The organism is Rhizobium sp. R711 (assembly GCF_002211365.1).
Taxonomy (GTDB): domain Bacteria; phylum Pseudomonadota; class Alphaproteobacteria; order Rhizobiales; family Rhizobiaceae; genus Rhizobium.
Genome location: NZ_LOKZ01000010.1, coordinates 14942 through 34234, shown reverse-complemented (window position 1 = coordinate 34234; position 19293 = coordinate 14942). Strand labels below are relative to the sequence as shown.

At 59.9% G+C, this 19293-nt stretch carries 15 protein-coding genes; 9 read left to right on the top strand and 6 right to left on the bottom strand.

Features of this window, described 5'->3' with window-relative positions; translation table 11 throughout:
* Positions 1 to 3 precede the first annotated feature (3 nt).
* From ATY80_RS12570 to ATY80_RS12550, 5 genes are all read left to right on the top strand, one after another.
* Positions 4 to 756 carry a FadR/GntR family transcriptional regulator gene (locus tag ATY80_RS12570; RefSeq protein WP_088692753.1) on the top strand — a complete coding sequence of 251 codons (753 nt, stop codon included), beginning with the start codon at positions 4 to 6 and terminating at the stop codon, positions 754 to 756.
* A gap of 82 nt (positions 757 to 838) precedes the next feature.
* Positions 839 to 2200 (top strand): bifunctional UDP-N-acetylglucosamine diphosphorylase/glucosamine-1-phosphate N-acetyltransferase GlmU, encoded by a 1362-nt coding sequence (gene glmU / locus ATY80_RS12565; RefSeq protein ID WP_088692752.1) that lies wholly within the window; start codon positions 839 to 841, stop codon positions 2198 to 2200.
* Positions 2201 to 2305: 105 nt separating this feature from the next.
* Positions 2306 to 4132, top strand: coding sequence for a glutamine--fructose-6-phosphate transaminase (isomerizing) (glmS, locus tag ATY80_RS12560; RefSeq protein ID WP_088692751.1), 1827 nt, complete (start codon positions 2306 to 2308; stop codon positions 4130 to 4132).
* A 120-nt stretch (positions 4133 to 4252) separates the two neighbouring features.
* On the top strand, positions 4253 to 4957 hold the full coding sequence (locus ATY80_RS12555; protein WP_088692750.1) for a DUF502 domain-containing protein: 705 nt from the start codon (positions 4253 to 4255) through the stop codon (positions 4955 to 4957).
* A gap of 86 nt (positions 4958 to 5043) precedes the next feature.
* The gene (locus tag ATY80_RS12550) at positions 5044 to 5529 is read left to right on the top strand and encodes a GNAT family N-acetyltransferase (protein ID WP_088692749.1); all 486 of its coding nucleotides are present in this window, start codon (positions 5044 to 5046) and stop codon (positions 5527 to 5529) included.
* 14 nt (positions 5530 to 5543) lie between these two features.
* On the opposite strand, the gene recG is transcribed toward ATY80_RS12550, so the two are convergent.
* Positions 5544 to 7649: an ATP-dependent DNA helicase RecG gene (recG, locus tag ATY80_RS12545; RefSeq protein WP_088692748.1), complete on the bottom strand. Its 2106-nt coding sequence runs from the start codon at positions 7647 to 7649 to the stop codon at positions 5544 to 5546.
* Positions 7650 to 7741: 92 nt separating this feature from the next.
* Between recG and ATY80_RS12540 the strand changes: the two genes are divergently transcribed.
* Entirely contained in the window at positions 7742 to 8056 is a 315-nt protein-coding gene (locus ATY80_RS12540) for a succinate dehydrogenase assembly factor 2 (RefSeq protein WP_088692747.1), read from the top strand.
* Complete coding sequence (mfd, locus tag ATY80_RS12535; RefSeq protein WP_088692746.1) at positions 8056 to 11562, top strand: transcription-repair coupling factor; 3507 nt, start codon at positions 8056 to 8058, stop codon at positions 11560 to 11562. The genes ATY80_RS12540 and mfd overlap by 1 nt, the downstream gene beginning before the upstream one ends.
* A gap of 6 nt (positions 11563 to 11568) precedes the next feature.
* Here mfd and ATY80_RS12530 read toward each other — a convergent pair whose 3' ends face one another.
* Together ATY80_RS12530 and ATY80_RS12525 are read right to left on the bottom strand one after the other, a co-directional pair.
* Complete coding sequence (locus ATY80_RS12530) at positions 11569 to 12240, bottom strand: DsbA family oxidoreductase (RefSeq protein WP_088692745.1); 672 nt, start codon at positions 12238 to 12240, stop codon at positions 11569 to 11571.
* Positions 12241 to 12332: 92 nt separating this feature from the next.
* Positions 12333 to 14138 carry an extracellular solute-binding protein gene (locus ATY80_RS12525; RefSeq protein WP_088692744.1) on the bottom strand — a complete coding sequence of 602 codons (1806 nt, stop codon included), beginning with the start codon at positions 14136 to 14138 and terminating at the stop codon, positions 12333 to 12335.
* A 267-nt stretch (positions 14139 to 14405) separates the two neighbouring features.
* On the opposite strand from ATY80_RS12525, the gene ATY80_RS12520 reads away from it, so the two are divergent.
* Positions 14406 to 15065, top strand: coding sequence for an invasion associated locus B family protein (locus ATY80_RS12520; RefSeq protein WP_088692743.1), 660 nt, complete (start codon positions 14406 to 14408; stop codon positions 15063 to 15065).
* Between the two features lie 115 nt (positions 15066 to 15180).
* Here the strand turns inward: ATY80_RS12520 and hspQ are convergent, their stop codons facing one another.
* The 3 genes from hspQ to ATY80_RS12505 all read right to left on the bottom strand — a co-directional run bounded on the left by hspQ (position 15181) and on the right by ATY80_RS12505 (position 17470).
* Complete coding sequence (gene hspQ, locus ATY80_RS12515) at positions 15181 to 15510, bottom strand: heat shock protein HspQ (protein WP_016553964.1); 330 nt, start codon at positions 15508 to 15510, stop codon at positions 15181 to 15183.
* Positions 15511 to 15664: 154 nt separating this feature from the next.
* Positions 15665 to 17074 carry a type I glutamate--ammonia ligase gene (gene glnA / locus ATY80_RS12510; protein WP_088692742.1) on the bottom strand — a complete coding sequence of 470 codons (1410 nt, stop codon included), beginning with the start codon at positions 17072 to 17074 and terminating at the stop codon, positions 15665 to 15667.
* Between the two features lie 57 nt (positions 17075 to 17131).
* Positions 17132 to 17470 (bottom strand): P-II family nitrogen regulator, encoded by a 339-nt coding sequence (locus tag ATY80_RS12505; RefSeq protein ID WP_015339877.1) that lies wholly within the window; start codon positions 17468 to 17470, stop codon positions 17132 to 17134.
* 342 nt (positions 17471 to 17812) lie between these two features.
* Here ATY80_RS12505 and ATY80_RS12500 point away from each other — a divergent pair, with 342 nt between their 5' ends.
* Positions 17813 to 19285 (top strand): NAD(P)H-hydrate dehydratase, encoded by a 1473-nt coding sequence (locus ATY80_RS12500; RefSeq protein WP_088692741.1) that lies wholly within the window; start codon positions 17813 to 17815, stop codon positions 19283 to 19285.
* Positions 19286 to 19293: the final 8 nt, after the last annotated feature.

The window sequence follows — 19293 nt, the reverse complement described above, 5'->3', positions numbered from 1 at the left end:
TCGTTGCGTAACAGATTGCTTGAGACCGGAAAGACAGCGCGCAAATCGCGAACGAGCCACGCACAGGTCGTGGATGAGCTCGGCAGGGCAATTGTTGCCGGAACCTATCCTGTGGGAAGCATTCTGCCGGGAGACGCCGAACTTGCGCAGCGCTTCAAGGTCTCACGCACCGTCCTTCGGGAAACGATGAAGACGCTCGCTGCAAAAGGCATGATCGTCGCCAAGGCCCGTGTCGGGACGCGCGTCACAGAGAAAAACCTCTGGAACATGTTCGATAGCGAGATTATAGCCTGGCATTTCGATAGTGGCGTGACGGAAGAATTCCTGCTGCAACTTTACGACATCCGGCTAGCTTTCGAGCCGTTTGCTGCTGGCCTCGTCGCAGAGCGGGCGAGCAAGGAAGACATTGAACATCTGCGTGAACTTGCAACGGAGATGGCCGCGCCGGGGCACACCAGCGACAGCCTAGCTCTCGCCGACCTCCATTTCCACCTCGCCGTTGCCGACGCCTCTCACAACCCGTTCATGCGAACGCTGGGAAGCCTGATAGAAGCCGCGCTGGTCGGCATGTTCCGTATCAGTACCCCCCCCTCGCAGAACGGTTTCTCGGGCATCGCGGACACCCACATGCGCATTGTCGAGGCGATCGTCGCCGGCGATGTCGATGGCGCCCGTAAGGCCATGGAACTCGTGATCGTCGACGGCCGCGATCACGTCCGCGATGCCTATGCGGCGATGACCAAGGCATCCGCCTGATCCATTTTTGATCTTTGTTCCGCACTTGTCTTGCTGCTATGAGGCAGCGAAAGCTGCATACAATGGATTCTCGGAGCGCATTATGGAACGCACTTGTCTCGCTATCATTCTCGCTGCGGGTGACAGCACGCGAATGAAGTCGTCGAAATCGAAAGTGCTGCACGCCGTCGCGAACCGCCCAATGATCGCTCATGTCGTGGATGCCGTGGCAAAAAGCGATACTTCATCTGTAGCGCTCGTCGTTGGGCGCGATGCCGACGACGTGGCGAAGGCCGCCCAAGTCGGAAGCGTCAAAATCGAAACCTATCTGCAGAAGGAGCGACTCGGCACCGGTCACGCGGTCCTGGCAGCACGCGACGCCATTGCCCGCGGATATGACGACATCATCGTGACCTACGGCGATGTTCCGTTGCAGACCGAAGGGCCACTCAAGGCTGCACGGCAGGGCCTTGCCGACGGCAGTGATGTCGTTGTCATCGGTTTCCACACCGACAAGCCGACGGGTTACGGCCGCTTGCTCGTGAAGGACGGCGAACTAATCGCCATCCGCGAGGAACGGGAGGCCACGGATGCCGAGCGTGCGGTGAACTGGTGCAACAGCGGCCTGATGGCGATCAACGGCCGCAAGGCGCTCGATCTCCTATCCCGCATCGGCAATGCCAATGCCAAAGGTGAATACTACCTGACTGACCTCGTGGAAATTGCCCGTTCCGTCGGCGGCCGCGTCACGGCTGTCGACGCACCTGAAATCGAAATGACCGGCTGCAACAATCGCGCGGAGCTCGCCATGATCGAGCGGCTCTGGCAGGAGCGCCGACGCGACGAGATGATGATTTCAGGCGTGACGATGATTGCACCGGAGACCGTGTTCCTTTCCTATGATACTGCGATCGCGCAGGACGCGCTGATCGAGCCGAACGTAGTGTTCGGTCCGGGTGCGACGATCGACAGCGGCGCGATTATTCATGCTTTCTCACATATTGAAGGCGCACATGTCAGCGCCGGCGCAATCGTTGGCCCATTCGCCCGCTTGCGTCCGGGAGCCGATCTTGCCAAGGGCTCGAAGGTCGGCAACTTCTGCGAAGTCAAGAACGGGACGATCGGCGAGGGCGCCAAGGTCAATCATCTCACCTATATAGGCGACGCCAAGGTCGGAGCCGGGGCGAATATCGGTGCCGGTACGATCACCTGCAACTACGACGGCGTCAACAAGCACGAAACGCTGATTGGGGCGAACACCTTCATCGGATCAAGCTCCTCGCTCGTGGCGCCGGTCAGCATCGGCGACAACGCTTACGTGGCCGCCGGTAGCGTCATCACCGCCGATGTTCCCGCCGATGCGCTCGCCCTGGGCCGGGCGCGCCAAGAGCTGAAGCCGGGTAGGGCCTCCGTGCTTCGCGCGCGCGCGCTGGCGATCAAGGCTGCAAAGAAGGCCAATGCATAGGCTTCCGCGTAACGCGCGGAAACCGAAAGTGACCGCCGAGGCCATTGAGAAAACAGACAGAATCGTTACGAGTGGCCTCTAATATGGAAGGCTTTGGGGACTTTTATGTGCGGTATTGTTGGAATCGTTGGAAGCAGCCCGGTTGCGGGACGTCTCGTTGATGCGCTGAAGCGGCTCGAGTACCGCGGCTACGACTCAGCTGGTGTTGCCACCATACATAACGGCGAGATGGCGCGTCGTCGTGCCGAGGGGAAGCTCTTCAATCTCGAAAAGCGCCTCGATAGCGACCCACTGCCGGGAACGATCGGTATCGCACACACCCGCTGGGCTACGCATGGCGTTCCCAACGAGATCAACGCACACCCCCATTTCGTCGAGGGCGTGGCCGTCGTCCATAACGGCATCATCGAGAACTTCTCCGAGTTGCGTGACGAGTTGACCGCCGAAGGTGCCGTCTTTGAGACTCAGACAGACACCGAAGTCGTCGCCCACCTCATGGCGAAGTATCTCCGTGACGGCCTTGAGCCTCGCGCGGCGATGCTCAAGATGCTGAATCGGGTAACCGGCGCCTATGCGCTTGCGATCATGCTCCAGAACGACCCCGGCACGATCATGGCTGCACGATCCGGCCCGCCGCTTGCCGTGGGCTACGGCTCGGGCGAAATGTTCCTCGGCTCGGATGCGATCGCGCTTTCGCCCTTCACCAATGAGGTCACCTACTTGGTCGATGGCGATTGGGCCGTACTTACACGAGACGGCGCGACAATCCTCGACTTCTCCGGCAACGAGGTGAAGCGCCCGCGGCAGATATCACAGACGACTGCCTATGTGGTCGACAAGGGCAATCACCGCCACTTCATGGAGAAGGAAATCTACGAGCAGCCTGAGGTCATCTCGCATGCCCTCAGCCAGTACGTCGACTTCGCCAGCAACACGATAAGCGACAGCATCAAGGCGATCGATTTCAAGGCCACCACCAGCCTGGCGATCTCGGCATGCGGAACCGCCTATCTCGCAGGTCTCGTCGGCAAATACTGGTTCGAGCGCTACGCGCGTTTACCGGTCGAGATCGACGTCGCGTCCGAATTTCGTTATCGCGAGATGCCGCTGTCGCCCTCGCAGGCCGCGCTCTTCATCTCGCAGTCAGGCGAGACGGCCGACACGCTGGCATCGCTCCGTTACTGCAAGGAGAACGGGCTGAAGATCGGTGCGGTGGTCAACGTGAAGGAATCGACCATCGCCCGCGAGTCGGATGCCGTTTTCCCGATCATGGCAGGTCCGGAAATCGGCGTTGCCTCCACCAAGGCCTTCACCTGCCAGTTGGCCGTCCTGGCATCGCTGGCGCTCGGCGCCGGCAAGGCAAGGGGAAGCATCAGCGCGGAGCAAGAAAGGGAACTGGTCCGCCATCTCGCTGAAATGCCGCGTATCATGAGCCGCGTGCTGAACCTCATCCAACCGCAGATGGAGAGCTTGTCGCGCGAGCTTTCGAAATGCCGCGACGTCCTCTATCTCGGCCGTGGCACGAGCTTCCCGCTTGCCATGGAAGGGGCGCTGAAGCTCAAGGAAATCTCCTATATCCATGCCGAGGGTTACGCCGCAGGTGAACTCAAGCATGGGCCGATTGCGCTCATCGACGAAAACATGCCTGTTATCGTGATCGCGCCGTTTGACCGCTTCTTCGACAAGACCGTGTCGAACATGCAGGAAGTTGCCGCGCGTGGCGGGCGCATCATCTTCATTACCGACGAGGCGGGTGCGGCTGCATCGAAGCTGCCGACGATGGCGACGATCGTGCTGCCTGATGTCAACGAGATCATCGCGCCGATGGTCTTCTCACTGCCGATCCAACTGCTAGCCTATCACACGGCCGTTTTCATGGGCACGGACGTCGACCAGCCGCGCAATCTGGCCAAGTCGGTCACGGTGGAGTGACCGCTTGTTCGCCCCCAGAAGACTTGTGCGCCTTGGTAATTTCTGGCAGCTTTCAGCAAGGAAAGCATGGGGGAGCTGATTTCCGATAGCCGGCCTGCTCAACGGAGTTATCAGCACGCGATGAAGGAAAAACTGCCCCGACTGCCGATAGCCACTCGTCTCAGGAACGACTTTCTGGCGGGGCTGATTATTTGTGCGCCGGTCGCTATTACCCTGTGGCTGACATGGTCGGTCGTGCGGTGGGCGGATAGCTGGGTCAAGCCCTACCTCCCGGCTCGCTATGACCCGGATAATTACCTCAATTTTGCAGTGCCAGGCTCGGGCCTGTTGATCGCGCTTGTCGCGATCACCCTTATCGGCTTCCTCGGTAAGAACCTCATCGGCCAGAGTATCGTGCAGTTCAGCGAATCGCTGGTGCGGCGCGTGCCGCTGGTGCGCAGCATCTATCAGAGCGTGAAGCAGATTTTCGAGACGGTGCTGAAGGACAAGACAAACTCCTTCAAGAAGGTCGGCCTCATCGAATATCCCAGCCCCGGCCTCTGGGCGCTCGTCTTCATCTCGACGGATGCAAAAGGCGAGATTGCAACGAAGTTCAAGGCGATGGGCGAGGACATGGTTTGCGTATTCCTGCCGCCGACACCGGTGCCGACGGCAGGTTTCTTGATCTTCACGCCGCGCGAAAAGATCGTTCCGCTCGATATGTCACCGGAGGACGCTGCAAAGCTCCTGATCTCCGGCGGCCTGGTCACGCCAGAAGAGCTTGCCGGGCGGATGACAAAACAGGAGCGGACACGCAAGCCGCTGCCGGCGCCCATCGAGATGTAACTTCCATACCGGCTCGCCCCGCAGCGGCATTAGGTCTGTTTGTTCCGCCGTGTTGCCGTGCGATGGGTTGAAGGATGACATACGCAATGCTGATCAGACCCGCCACCGCCGAAGACCGTTCCTCTATCTGGACCATGATCGAGCCGACGATCCGAGCCGGGGAGACCTATACGCTCGATCGCGACATGAGCGAGACCGATGCCCTCGCTTACTGGCTGGGGCCGGACAAAGAGACCTTCGTCGCCGAAGACGAGAGTGGCGAGATTCTCGGCACCTATTATCTCCGCGCCAACCAGGCGGGTGGTGGTGCGCATGTTTGCAATTGCGGCTACATGACCGCGGCGGCGGCGACCGGCACGGGCGTGGCGCGACAGATGCACGAGCACTCGCTCGTCCGAGCCCGCGAGCGTGGTTTCCGGGCGATGCAGTTCAATTTCGTTGTCAGCGCCAACGAACGCGCAGTTCGCCTCTGGCAATCGTTGGGCTTTGAGACGGTCGGGCGCTTGCCCGGCGCCTTCGAGCACCCGACAAAAGGCTACGTTGACGCTTTCGTAATGTTCCGGACGCTGTGAGGCCGGGCTCGGCTTCACCCTGCGTGCAGGAAGCGGATCGCCTCATCACGACGGAATAGGTAGAGCAGGGTACGTACGGCCTTGCCGCGCTCGCTGGTAAGTTCCGGATCGCGCTCGATCAGATAGGCCGCATCGCGGCGGGCGATTTCCAGCAGATCGGCATGTGCCTCAAGGCTCGCGATGCGAAAGCCTGGGGTTCCCGACTGGCGCGTGCCGAGCAACTCGCCTTCGCCGCGCAGCTTCAGGTCTTCCTCCGCGATACGGAAGCCGTCTTCGGTTTCACGCATGATCGAGAGACGGGCATGAGCTGTTTCGCCAAGAGGCCCCTTGTAGAGCAGAATACAGGTCGAAGCCTCGTCACCGCGCCCCACGCGTCCGCGAAGCTGATGCAGCTGCGCCAAGCCGAAGCGCTCCGCATGCTCGATCACCATGATCGTTGCATCAGGAACATCGACGCCGACTTCCACAACTGTTGTTGCGACCAAAAGGCGGATTTCGCCGTTCTTGAACGCCATCATCACGGCGTCCTTTTCCGGGCCGCTCATACGGCCGTGGATCAGGCCGATGCCGGGACCGAGAGACGAGACGAGCGTTGCATGGCGCTCCTCGACAGACATTAGATCGCTCTCCTCACTCTCCTCGACGAGCGGGCAGATCCAGTAGGCCTTCTTGCCTTCCGCCAGCGCGCTCTTGAGACGCCCGACGATCTCGCCGGTACGTTCAGCTGGGATAGTAATCGTCTGTATCGGTTTCCTGCCGGCGGGCTTCTCCGTCAGCTTGGAGACGTCCATGTCGCCGAAGGCGGCAAGCACGAGCGTTCGCGGGATGGGAGTGGCCGTCATGACGAGCATGTGGGGCGTGATGCCTTTCGCCGTCAGCCGGAGGCGCTGGTGGACTCCGAAGCGATGCTGCTCGTCGACAACGGCCAGCATGAGGTTGCGGTAGTTGACGCTATCCTGGAAGAGGGCATGGGTACCGATGATGATCTGCGCCTCTCCGGATGCGATCCTTTCGAGGATGTCTTCGCGTTCACGACCCTTGGTGCGGCCGGTAAGAACCTCGATTCCGAGGCCCGCGGAAGCGGCAAATTTGGAGATCGTCGCGTGGTGTTGACGGGCTAGAATTTCCGTTGGGGCCATGAGAACGGCCTGGCCGCCGCTTTCGATGATCGCCGCCATTGCCATCAGCGCGACCAGCGTTTTGCCGGAGCCGACGTCACCTTGCAGCAGACGCAGCATGCGGTCTTCGCCGGCCATGTCCTTCAGGATATCGGCAATCGCGGTACTCTGGCTGTTGGTCGGCGAGAACGGCAGAGCCTGCAGGATCTGGGCGCTGATCTTTCCGGTCGGATGAACAGGCTGGCCGGCAACCTTGCGCAGTCGCTGGCGCACCAGGCTTAGGGATAGCTGGCCGGCCAGGAATTCGTCGTAGGCAAGGCGGCGGCGAGCAGGGGCTTGCGCATCAATATCCGAGGGATCATGTGGCTCGTGCAACCCGTGGAAAGCGTCTGCCACCGAGGGTAGGCCCTGTTTCTGCGCGAGGGCCAGGTCGATCCATTCCGGCAGTTCCGGCGTGCGCGGCAGTGCCGCTTCGATGATCTTGCGCAGTGTCTTCGGCGAAAGGCCTGCTGTGAGCGGGTAGATCGGCTCGACGAGGGGCAGGTTCTCGGCTTCGCTGGCCTTCACGATGTAATCAGGGTGAACCATTGAGGCGCGGCCATTGAACCAGTCAATCTTGCCGCTGACGGTTACCTCCTCGTCCAATGGCAGCTGCTTTTCCAGCCATGCCGCCTGGCCGCGAAAGAAGACAAGCGTCAGTTCACCGGTCTCGTCGTGCAGCATGACCCGATAGGGAACGTTGCTTTTGCCCCGCGGCGGCGCCTGATGGCGATCGACGCGTGCTGTGACAGTCACGATGGCGCCTTGCGGCGCGCGGGCGATACCCGGCTGGTTTCGACGATCGATCAAAGAATGCGGCGCATGAAACAGCAGATCAACGACGCGCGTATCGTCAGGCGCTTCGCGCCCCAGCAGCTTCACCAGCAGCTCGGCGATCTTTGGACCGACACCGGGCAGAGCGGAAACTGGCGAAAACAGCGGATCGAGAATGGCTGGGCGCATGGCGGCAAAATGCGATGAACAATGCGGCCTTGGCAAGGCTGACAAGCCGCTTTCGAGGGTCTATAGAGGCGCATCAACAGGAAGGTAAAGCCATGACGGGTGTGTCACTCTCGAGCGCCGATCTTGATCCGCGCCGCCGCCGAATCCTCTTTCGCTGCTGGCATCGCGGTATCCGCGAAATGGATCTGGTCTTCGGGCAGTTCGCCGAAAAGGAGATCGCCACCCTGTCGGAGGCCGAACTCGACGAGTTCGAAACCATCATGGCCGAAGAGGACAACGATCTTGTACGCTGGATCATGGGAACATGGCCGGTACCCGAGCGTTTCCAGACGCCAATGTTTGCACGCCTTACCGCTTATAAGCCCGATTTCGAATATCCAGCCGACGCCCTGCCCAGGAATGCCTAATGACCTCAGGTTTTGACGCAAGGAAGCTGTCAGCCGTCGCCGAGCCGCTGACAATCGGCAACGTGCCGACAGGTATGGAGGCTCTGTTGCTGGCCGATCTGGCAAGGGCAGGAGAGCCAGTCGCCTATGTGCTTTCCGATGGCCAGAGGATGGTGGACCTCGAGCAGATGCTCGGCTTCGTTGCGCCCGAGATCCCGGTCCTCACCTTGCCGGCCTGGGACTGTCTCCCTTACGACCGCGTTTCGCCGAGCGCCGACACGTCGGCGCGCCGTCTCGCGGCGCTGGGCGGTCTGATCGCGCATCACAAGAAACCACACGCGGCGATCGTGCTGGTGACCGTCAATGCGATGCTGCAGAAAGTCGCTCCTCAAGAGATTATCGAAAGCCTTGCCTTCTCGGCCCGTCCCGGGAACACCGTGCGGATGGACGATATTGCCGGGCGCCTGGAACGCAACGGCTTCGACCGCGTCGCAACGGTTCGCGAGGTCGGCGAATATGCTGTGCGCGGCGGCATTCTCGACGTCTTCGTGCCGGGTTCCGAGGAACCCGTTCGCCTCGATTTCTTCGGCGACACGCTGGAAAGCATCCGCAGCTTCGATCCGGCAAGCCAGCGCACAACAGGGCAGGTCCGCTCTCTCGACCTGAACCCGATGAGCGAAGTGACGCTGACGCCCGATACGATCAGCCGCTTCCGGAAGAATTACCTCTCCTCGTTTGGCGCGGCGACTCGCGACGATGCACTCTATCTCGCCATATCGGAGGGGCGGCGCTATCCTGGCATGGAGCATTGGCTGCCGCTCTTCTACGAGAAGCTAGAGACGGTGTTCGACTATCTCAGAGGCTTCCGGATGGTCACCGATCATACTGTGCGCCAGGCCGCTGAGGAACGCTCCAAACTCGTCTTCGACTACTATGACGCACGCCTAAATTCCGGGCAGCCCGCCAAGGGGCAGATGGCGCAGGGAACGCCCTACAAGCCGGTGACGCCCGGCCAGCTCTATTTGGACGGAAAGACTTTCGCCAACACGCTCGATGCTTTCAATGCGATGCGCATTTCCCCCTTCAACGAACACGAGGGAGAGGCGCGGCGCGTGATCAATCTAGACGCTCGCCAAGGCGAGCGCTGGGCGCGCTCGAATGCCGAGGGTGGCGGCAATGCCGAGCGCATCAATGTGTTCGACGCTGTCGTAAAGCACATTGCCGACAAGCGCTCCTCTGGCGCGAAGGTGCTGATTACTGCCTGGACGGAAGGCTCACTGGAGCGTCTGTTGCAGGTGCTGAACGAACACGGGCTCGAGCGCGTGAAGCCGGTCGGTGCGCTGAAGGAGATCGACGGCCTTGCCAAGGGCGAGGCGGCGGCCGGCGTGCTCAGTCTCGAATCGGGATTTGAAGTCGGCAATCTCGTCGTTATCGGCGAACAGGACATTCTCGGCGACCGTATGGTGCGGCGTTCGAAGCGGCGCAAGCGCGCTGCCGATTTCATCTCCGAGGTTGCCGGGCTCGACGAGGGTTCGGTCGTCGTCCACGCACAGCATGGTATCGGCCGATTTGTAGGCCTGCGAACCATCGAAGCGGCCGGTGCACCGCATGCCTGCCTTGAACTGCAATACGCAGACGAGGCGAAGCTCTTCCTGCCGGTCGAGAACATCGATCTCCTGTCGCGCTATGGCGGCGAGGGGACGGAAACGCAGCTCGACAAGCTCGGCGGCGGCGCATGGCAGATGCGCAAGGCCAAACTCAAGAAGCGGCTGCTCGATATGGCGGATGCACTGATCCGCATCGCCGCCGAACGCCTGACGCGTCATGCGCCTGTGCTGACGACGCCGGAAGGGCTTTACGACGAGTTCGCCGCCCGCTTCCCTTACGACGAGACAGAGGATCAGGATAATGCCATCGAGGCTGTGCGCTCCGACCTTGGAGCGGGCAGGCCGATGGATCGCCTCGTTTGCGGCGATGTCGGCTTCGGCAAGACGGAAGTGGCGCTTCGTGCTGCTTTCGTTGCGGCGATGAACGGCATTCAGGTTGCTGTCGTCGTGCCGACCACCTTGCTGGCGCGCCAACACTTCAAGACCTTCTCCGAACGCTTCCGCGGCTTGCCTGTGCGCATCCAGCAGGCCTCACGCCTCGTCGGCTCGAAGGACCTAGCATTGACGAAGAAGGAAGTGGCAGACGGCAAGACGGATATTGTCGTCGGCACCCATGCGCTTCTTGGCGCCGGGATCAAGTTTGCCAATCTCGGACTGCTGATCATCGACGAAGAGCAGCATTTCGGCGTCAAGCACAAGGAGCGCCTGAAGGAGCTGAAAAGCGACGTCCACGTCCTGACACTCTCGGCGACGCCGATCCCGCGCACGCTGCAGCTGGCGATGACAGGGGTGCGCGAGTTGTCGTTGATCACGACGCCGCCGGTCGACCGCATGGCGGTTCGCACCTTCATTTCGCCATTCGATTCGCTCGTCATCCGCGAAACACTGATGCGCGAGCATTATCGTGGCGGCCAGAGTTTCTATGTCTGCCCGCGGCTTGCCGATCTCGAAGACGTGCATGCCTTCCTGCGGTCGGACGTACCAGAACTGAAGGTCGCGGTCGCGCACGGCCAGATGCCGGCCGGCGAGCTTGAGGACATTATGAATGCCTTCTACGAGGGCCGTTATGACGTACTGCTGTCGACGACCATCGTGGAATCGGGGCTGGACGTGCCGACGGCCAATACGCTGATCGTGCACCGCGCCGACATGTTCGGTCTGGCGCAGCTCTATCAGCTGCGTGGCCGCGTCGGACGTTCGAAGGTGCGAGCCTTTGCGCTGTTCACGTTGCCCGTCAACAAGGTCCTGACGGCGACGGCCGAGCGCCGTCTCAAGGTGTTGCAATCGCTCGACACGCTCGGCGCCGGATTCCAGCTTGCCAGCCACGACCTCGACATCCGCGGCGCAGGAAACCTGCTCGGCGAAGAGCAGTCCGGCCATATCAAGGAAGTCGGTTTCGAACTTTACCAGCAGATGCTCGAAGAGGCGGTTGCCGAGGTGAAGGGCGTCGATGAGATCCAGGATACCGGCTGGTCGCCGCAGATCTCGGTCGGCACGTCAGTTATGATTCCAGATGGTTATGTGCCTGATTTGCACCTGCGTATGGCACTCTATCGCCGCCTCGGCGAGATCACGGAATTGAAGGAAATCGATGCCTTCGGCGCCGAAATGATCGATCGCTTCGGCCCGATGCCGATCGAGGTCCAGCACCTCCTGAAGATCGTGTACGTGAAATCGCTTTGCCGCGTCGCCAACGTGGAGAAGCTTGATGCAGGCCCGAAAGGCATCGTCATCCAGTTCCGCAACAAGGAGTTTCCGAACCCCGCTAACTTGGTTGGCTATATCGCCAAACAGGGGACCATGGCGAAGATCCGGCCGGACCAGAGCGTGTTCCTCACACGCGACCTGCCAACGCCGGAAAAGCGGCTGCAGGGCGCAGCCGTTATCATGACGCAACTTGCGGAAATGGCGAAGGTGTAACGACGCTCAATTCATGCCGGCGCGCGCTTCCGCCTTCGCCTTGGCGATGTCTCGAAGCGCGCCCGCCAACACATCAGGCGTCTGCGCGCCGCTGACGGCGTACTGCTGATCGAAGATGAAGAAGGGGACACCGTTCACTCCCATCTTCTGCGCGGCCTCGATCTCAGCGATTACGAGGTCCTTGTCGGCGTCGGACGCCAGCAGGGAGGAGACGACGGCACGGTTCATGCCAGCCTTCTCCGCGATATCGAGCAGAACGGCATGGTCACCGACATTGCGGCCTTCCTCGAAATTCGCCTTGAACAGGGCATTGACGACAAGGTCCTGCTTCTCGCGATCCTCGACCATCGCCCAGTGGATCAGGCGATGGGCATCCAGCGTATTCGGACCGATCTTGATCGCGTCGAAGTTGAAGTTGATGCCGACCTCACGACCAAGCTCACTCAGCATCTTGTGCCCCTGAGCGACGCGCTCGGGACCGCCGAGCTTCTGCTCCAGCGCCTTCTTCTGGTCGACGCCATCAGGCGGGTAATCGGGGTTGAGGCGGTACGGGCGCCAGTTGATGTCCACACCGACCTCGTCCTGAACTTCAGCGATCGCAAGCTCAAGCCGCGCCTTGCCGAGATAGCACCACGGGCAGACGACGTCAGAGACAACGTCGATGGTAATGCGTTCCATGGGCTTTTCCTTTTTTCTTCCTGAAATCGAAACCTTCCCGCCATCTAGGCCCTGCGGCGGGCGACTTCAACCAGGCAGGAAAAAGGAACTTCCTATTGCACGCTCTGATCCCACCACGCCGGCAACTGATAGCCGTAGAGCGGGACGGTGTCTGGATGACCGATGCGCTTGCTACGGGCAACCCATTGCTGATCAACGTGGTAAAGCGGCAGGACATAGTGCCCCGACAACAGCATGCGATCATGAGAACGCACCGCTGCCGTAAAGTCTTCGGCCGAGCGTGCCGTAAGGATGTGCTGGATCAGCGTATCGACGTCGGGATCGGCAACGCCGGCGAAGTTGTCAGTGCCTTCGCGCTCCTTGGCGCCGGAAGACCATCGTCCCAACTGTTCGATGCCGGGAGACAGAGATGACGTGTAGGACTTCACGATGACGTCGTAGTCGAAGCTGTTCGTACGGCTCTGATATTGTGAATCGTCGACCGTGCGGATCGTCGCGCCAATGCCAAGGAGTTGCAGTGAACGCTGATAGGAAACGGCAAGTTTTTCCTGATCGGTGTTCTGAGTCATGATCTCGAAAGTAAGCGGCCGGCCGCTGGCGTCGCTCATCTTGCCATTCTTGATCGTATAACCTGCTTCCTTGAGGAGCGCGGCCGCCTGTTTCAGGACATTGCGATCGCGGCCCGATCCGTCCGTCACCGGAAGCTTGTAGGTTCCGTCCAGAATCGCCGGATCGATTCGATCCTTGATCGACCCTAGAAGCTTCAGTTCGCGTTCGTCAGCCGGCACCCCGAAGCTCGACAGATCGGAGTTCTGCCAGAAACTCTGGGTGCGGATATAGGCATTCGAGAAGAGGTTCTTATTCGCCCATTCGAAATCGAAGATCAGCGACAGTCCCTCGCGAAGCTTCACATTGGCGAAGACCGGTCGCCGAGTATTAAAGACGAAACCAAACATGCCGCTCGGCAGCTTCGGTTCGAACGTGTCCTTCACGACGTTGCCTGATGTGACAGCAGGAAAGTTGTAGGCGCTTGTCCAATGGACGGGACTGCCGTCCGGGTAGATGTCAATGTCACCCTTCTTGAAGGCCTCGAAGAGTGTCGTGTCCTGCAGGAAATACTGGACCGATATCTGATCGTAGTTGTCGAGGCCGACCTTGGCCGGAATGTCCTTGCCCCAGTAGTTGGGATCTCGCTCGAACGTGATGCTTTCGCCGGGCTTCAAGGACTTGATCTTGTAGGGGCCGGATCCCACCGGAGGCGTGAGCGACGAACGATCGAATGTTTCCGGATCGATGGCATGTTTCGGCAAGATCGGCGTCGATCCGGCGAGAATCAGCGGGAATTCGCGATCGGCCTTGTCGTTGAAGGTGAAGCGAACGCCGTGGTCTCCGACCTTCTCCATCTTCTCAACGGCATTCAACCGGGTGCTGAAGGGAACGCGGCCCTTCTCCTTGAGCAGATTGAGCGTGAAAATCACGTCATCGGGTGTCACCGGCTGACCGTCAGACCATTTGGCAGCGGGGTTGAGATTGAACTCGATAAAGGTCCGGTCTTCGTCCCATTCAACGGATTCCGCCAGCAGCCCGTAGAGCGTGAAAGGTTCGTCGCGCGAGCGCAGCATCAGTGTCTCGAAGACAAGGTTTCCGTATTCCGGGTCCCACATGCCGCGCGCCGTCGTGCGCATGCTTTTCAGGATGAAGGGATTGAGGCTATCGAAGGTGCCGACGACGCCATAACTGATCTTCCCGCCCTTTTTCACATCGGGATTGACATAGGGAAGGTGCTTGAAATCGGCGGGTAGGGCCGGCTCACCATGCATCGCGATGCCATGCACGGGCTCTGCGAGAGCTGCACTGCCAACCAAGGTGAAAATGACGGGGAGAACGATCCGGAGCATCGTTGAGGTCCTTTCCGGGAACGGCACGATTCGGCGCAAGACTATCACGCAGCCACCGCAGTTCACCATCCGCGCCGAATTCTTTCGGATGACCCCGAAAAGGTCAAAGAAACACTGGATATCTCACGCGACGCGATGTAACAGGGGAACCCGAAGTCGGGGGGTCATGCATTTGCCTCATTGTTTTAAGAGGTGGAATGCGAACAACCCTGTTGGTGAGGATGGCACGTTGTCGTCCCTAAGGGATTTCAGGAGACGGAATTCGTTATGATGTTCAAGGCTGAAAACAAAACGCGGGCGGCCCTGTCCGTTCTGGCAGTGATGCTCGGTGCTGCAGCAGCTCCCGTGTCGTCCTTCGCGCAGGATGCGGCGGCCTCCGCCGACGCTCCCGCCACGGCTGCCGGCGCCCCACGTCTCGGCTGGTACAAGACCTGCAGCAAGCAGGAAGACAATGACGTGTGCGTCGTCCAGAACGTCGTTCTCGCAGGCGGTGGCCAGCTCGTCACCGGCGTTGGCCTCATCAGTGTCTCGGGCAAGATCAACAACAAGAGCCTTCAGGTCTCGGTGCCGCCGGCCCGTCTGATCCCGCCAGGCGTGGCGCTGCAGATTGACGGCGGCAAGGCCCAGAAGATCGACTACCTGATGTGCATGCCCGACCGTTGCGTCGCCCAGATCCCGCTGACCGACGCCATGGTCGCCAGCCTGAAAAAGGGCACTGATCTGGTTCTGACCTCGATCAACTTCCGTCGCGCGCCGAACCCGATCAAGATCTCGCTCGAAGGCTTCACCGGCGCATTTGATGGCGAACCGGTTTCTGCTTCCAAGCTCGCCGAAAGCCAGAAGAGCCTGCAGGACAGTATGCAGAAGAAGGCTGACGAAGCACGCAAGAAGCTCGAAGAAGCCCAGAAGGCTGCCAAGGCCCAGTAATTCCGAGCCATCGGAATTCTCGAAGAGCCCGGCCCTGCGCCGGGTTTTTTGTTGCGTGATCCAGGCAAAGAAAAACCCCGCCGGAAGCGGGGTTTTTGAATGACGGCAGTGGACGTTAGTGGGCGAAGCTCATCTTGGGTTTGAACTGCCCCGTCGGTGCCATATCGAAGATCTGGTAGACCTGCTCGTTGCGGAGCGGAACACCGCTCTCGTCGTTGACCAGGTTCTGTTCGGACACGTAGGCAACGTATTCGTTTTCATCATTCTCGGCCAGCAGATGATAGAAGGGCTGATCCTTGCTGGGGCGCACTTCGGCGGGAATCGAGTTCCACCATTCTTCCGTGTTCGCGAATTCCGGATCGACGTCAAAGATGACGCCACGGAATGGAAACACCTTGTGCCGAACCACTTCGCCGATACTGAACTTTGCTACTCTTTCTTTCATGGTACGACTTCCTTTCATCACCTGATTTGGTGATTGGCCCCACTCAAATCAAGATTTGTGCGGGATCTCGTCACATGAGTGTCATATCCGCCCTTGGCAGCCATGACAGCGGTAGGCGAAGCCCCGGCCAAGCCGGGGCTTCGTTTCTTGATGATCAAGCCGAATAGTACATATCGTACTCGACCGGATGTGGCGTCATGTCAAAGCGCATGACCTCTGCCATCTTGAGCTCGATGAAGCTGTCGATCTGGTCGTCGTCGAACACGCCGCCGGCGGTCAGGAACTTGCGGTCCTTGTCGAGGCTTTCCAGCGCTTCGCGCAGCGAGCCGCACACCGTCGGGATCTTCTTCAGTTCCTTCGGCGGCAGATCGTAGAGATCCTTGTCCATGGCCTTGCCGGGATGGATCTTGTTCTTGATGCCATCGAGGCCTGCCATCAGCATGGCGGCGAAGGCGAGGTAGGGGTTTGCCATCGGATCCGGGAAGCGAACTTCGACGCGCTTGGCCTTCGGGTTGGTGCCGAACGGAATGCGGCACGATGCCGAGCGGTTGCGCGCCGAGTAGGCGAGCAGAACCGGTGCTTCGTAGCCCGGGACGAGACGCTTGTAGGAGTTCGTCGACGGGTTGGTGAAGGCGTTCAGCGCCTTGGCGTGCTTGATGATACCGCCGATGTAGTAGAGGCAGGTTTCGGAGAGACCCGCGTACTCATCGCCGGCGAAGGTCGGCTTGCCGCCCTTCCAGATCGACTGATGGACGTGCATGCCCGAGCCGTTGTCGCCGAAGATCGGCTTCGGCATGAAGGTTGCCGTCTTGCCATAGGCGTTCGCGACTTGGTGCACGACGTACTTGTAGATCTGCATCTTGTCGGCGTTGCGGACGAGCGTGTCGAACTTGATGCCGAGTTCGTGCTGGGCAGCCGCCACTTCGTGGTGGTGCTTTTCGACGACGACACCCATTTCGGACAGAACCGTCAGCATTTCCGAACGCATGTCCTGGCAGCTGTCAATCGGCGGAACCGGGAAGTAACCACCCTTGACGCGCGGACGGTGACCGAGGTTGCCGGTTTCATATTCGGTGTCGTCGTTCGACGGCAGTTCGGTGGAGTCGAGCTTGAAGCCGGTGTTATACGGGTCAGCCTTGTAGCGCACGTCGTCGAAGACGAAGAATTCAGCTTCCGGACCAACGAAGACCGTGTCGCCGATGCCCGAGGCCTTCAGGTAAGCCTCAGCCTTCTTGGCAGTACCACGCGGATCGCGGTTGTAAGCTTCGCCGGAAACCGGATCGAGAATATCGCAGAGAATAACCATGGTGGACTGTGCGAAGAACGGGTCCATGTGAACCGTTTCCGGGTCCGGCATCAGCACCATGTCGGATTCGTTGATGGCCTTCCAGCCAGCGATCGAGGAGCCATCGAACATGACGCCATCAGCGAACATGTCCTCATCGACACAGACGACGTCCATGGTGACGTGCTGCAGTTTGCCCTTCGGATCGGTGAAGCGCAGGTCCACGAACTTTACATCGTTTTCCTTGATTTGCTTAAGAATTTCGCTTGCGGTCGCCATTAAATAGTTCCTTTATTTGAGATGACGATACTTTGGCTCGCCGGAAGGCGATAAAGATTAGATCGCGTCGATACCGGTTTCGCCGGTACGAATGCGGATAACTTCTTCCACATTCGAGACGAAAATCTTGCCGTCGCCGATACGACCGGTTTGGGCGGCCTTGCGGATTGCCTCGATCACGGCTTCCGCGTTTTCGTCCGCGAGGACGACCTCCACCTTCACCTTCGGCAGGAAATCGACGACATATTCCGCGCCACGGTAAAGTTCCGTATGGCCTTTCTGGCGACCGAAGCCCTTCGCTTCCGTAACTGTAATGCCCTGCAAACCGACTTCCTGAAGGGCTTCCTTCACTTCGTCGAGCTTGAAGGGTTTGATGATCGCTTCGATCTTTTTCATGAGAAAATGACTCTCCGCTTCTCCCGTTAATCGCAGGCTCAAACCTGCTTGCCGTCATGATGCAGTTATCGTGCCAGTTGGGAAGCGGATTTTTCGAAAATCGAGCCCGATCGCACGCAAAAGCCCACAATCTTGGGAATTATCCTGGATTTTCGGCTAAGATTTTTCAAAAATCGATGCTGCAGACGCAAATCTGGGTCATTTTCAGAAATATTTGCCCGCACTAATAATCCCCAACGAAACGCACGCGCAGCCTTCTTTTTATGCATTTGCCTATTTGTTGCCCTTTTCGACAATCAACGAACCGGTTGTTATTTAGGCGATTTCTGTTTGAATGCGGCGATGACCGAGGAAATTTCCAAGCTGCTCCTCACTCCGGAAGAAATGACCGCAGTCGATGCGGCTGCCGCCGCGTCCGGTATCGACAGCTATGCCCTTATGGAGCGAGCGGGCGCCGCAGTCGCAGCTGCTCTGTTGCGTGATTTTCCTGCCGTCCGTCGCGCCGCCGTTCTTTGCGGGCCTGGCAACAACGGCGGCGACGGCTATGTTGCCGCGCGCCACCTGGCTGACAGCGGCGTTACCGTAGACGTATTCCAGATGGGGGAACCGGCGAGGCTCAAGGGAGATGCCGCCCGGGCCAGGGACAATTTCCCAACGGCCACGCAGCCACTTGAGTCCTATCAGCCTCGGAGCGGCGATGTGGTAATCGACGCCCTCTTTGGGGCTGGCCTTGCCCGCGATGTTCCGGCCAGTGTTCGAGATGTGATCGAACAGGTAAACGGGACTTCTGTGCCGGTGATTGCCGTCGACCTGCCATCCGGCATCGATGGTCGCACCGGAACAGTCAGAGGGGCGGCATTTGTCGCAATTCGGACCGTCACTTTCATGACGCGGAAGCCCGGCCATCTCTTGATGCCGGGGCGGGAACTCTGTGGCGAATTGGAAGTCTTCGATATCGGCATACCCGGGCGCATCATCCGCGCCGAGAAGAAACAGCAGATCGCCGAGAACCGGCCCGAACTTTGGCGCCAGGCGCTGCCGTCAGGCGGACTTGAGACACACAAATATAAGCGTGGACACCTCGTCGTCTTTTCCGGCGAAGCGAGCAAGACCGGCGCCGCGCGGATGTCTGCTATGGCGGGACTCAAGGCCGGGGCAGGGCTTGTAACAATCGCAGCGCCCGAGGACGCCGTCGGAGAGAATGCGGCTCATCTCACGGCGATTATGCTGCATCCGATCGACGACGAGGCCGCTCTCCGCGATTGGCTGCATGACGAGCGGCTGCAGACGTTCGTTATTGGCCCTGGCTTCGGTGTCGGAGAAAAGGCACGTCAATTCGTTGCCGCACTTTCCGAGCGACATCTGGTGCTGGATGCCGATGGGCTTTCCTCGTTCAAAAATGCCCCCGACGAGCTGTTCTCCCAGTTTTCCGGCAAACCGCGGCTCGTGCTTACGCCACACGAAGGCGAGTTTGGCCGACTGTTTCCCGATATTGCCGCCGACGCAGCCATGGGAAAGATCGAAAAGGCGCGGGCTGCAGCGGCGCGGGCAAACGCCGCGATCGTCTACAAAGGCGCTGATACCGTCATCGCCGCACCCGACGGTAGAGCCTACGTCAACACCAACGCACCGGCTTGGCTTGCTACCGCAGGCTCCGGAGATGTCTTGGCGGGGATCATCGGAGCACTGATGGCCCAGGGTGCACCTGCTTTCGAGGCGGCTTCTGCCGGCGTCTACATGCATGGAGAGGCCGGGACGCGGGCAGGCAAAGGGCTAACGGCGGAGGAACTGGCGACGCAGGTACGTCCGCTCTGACGGCAGGC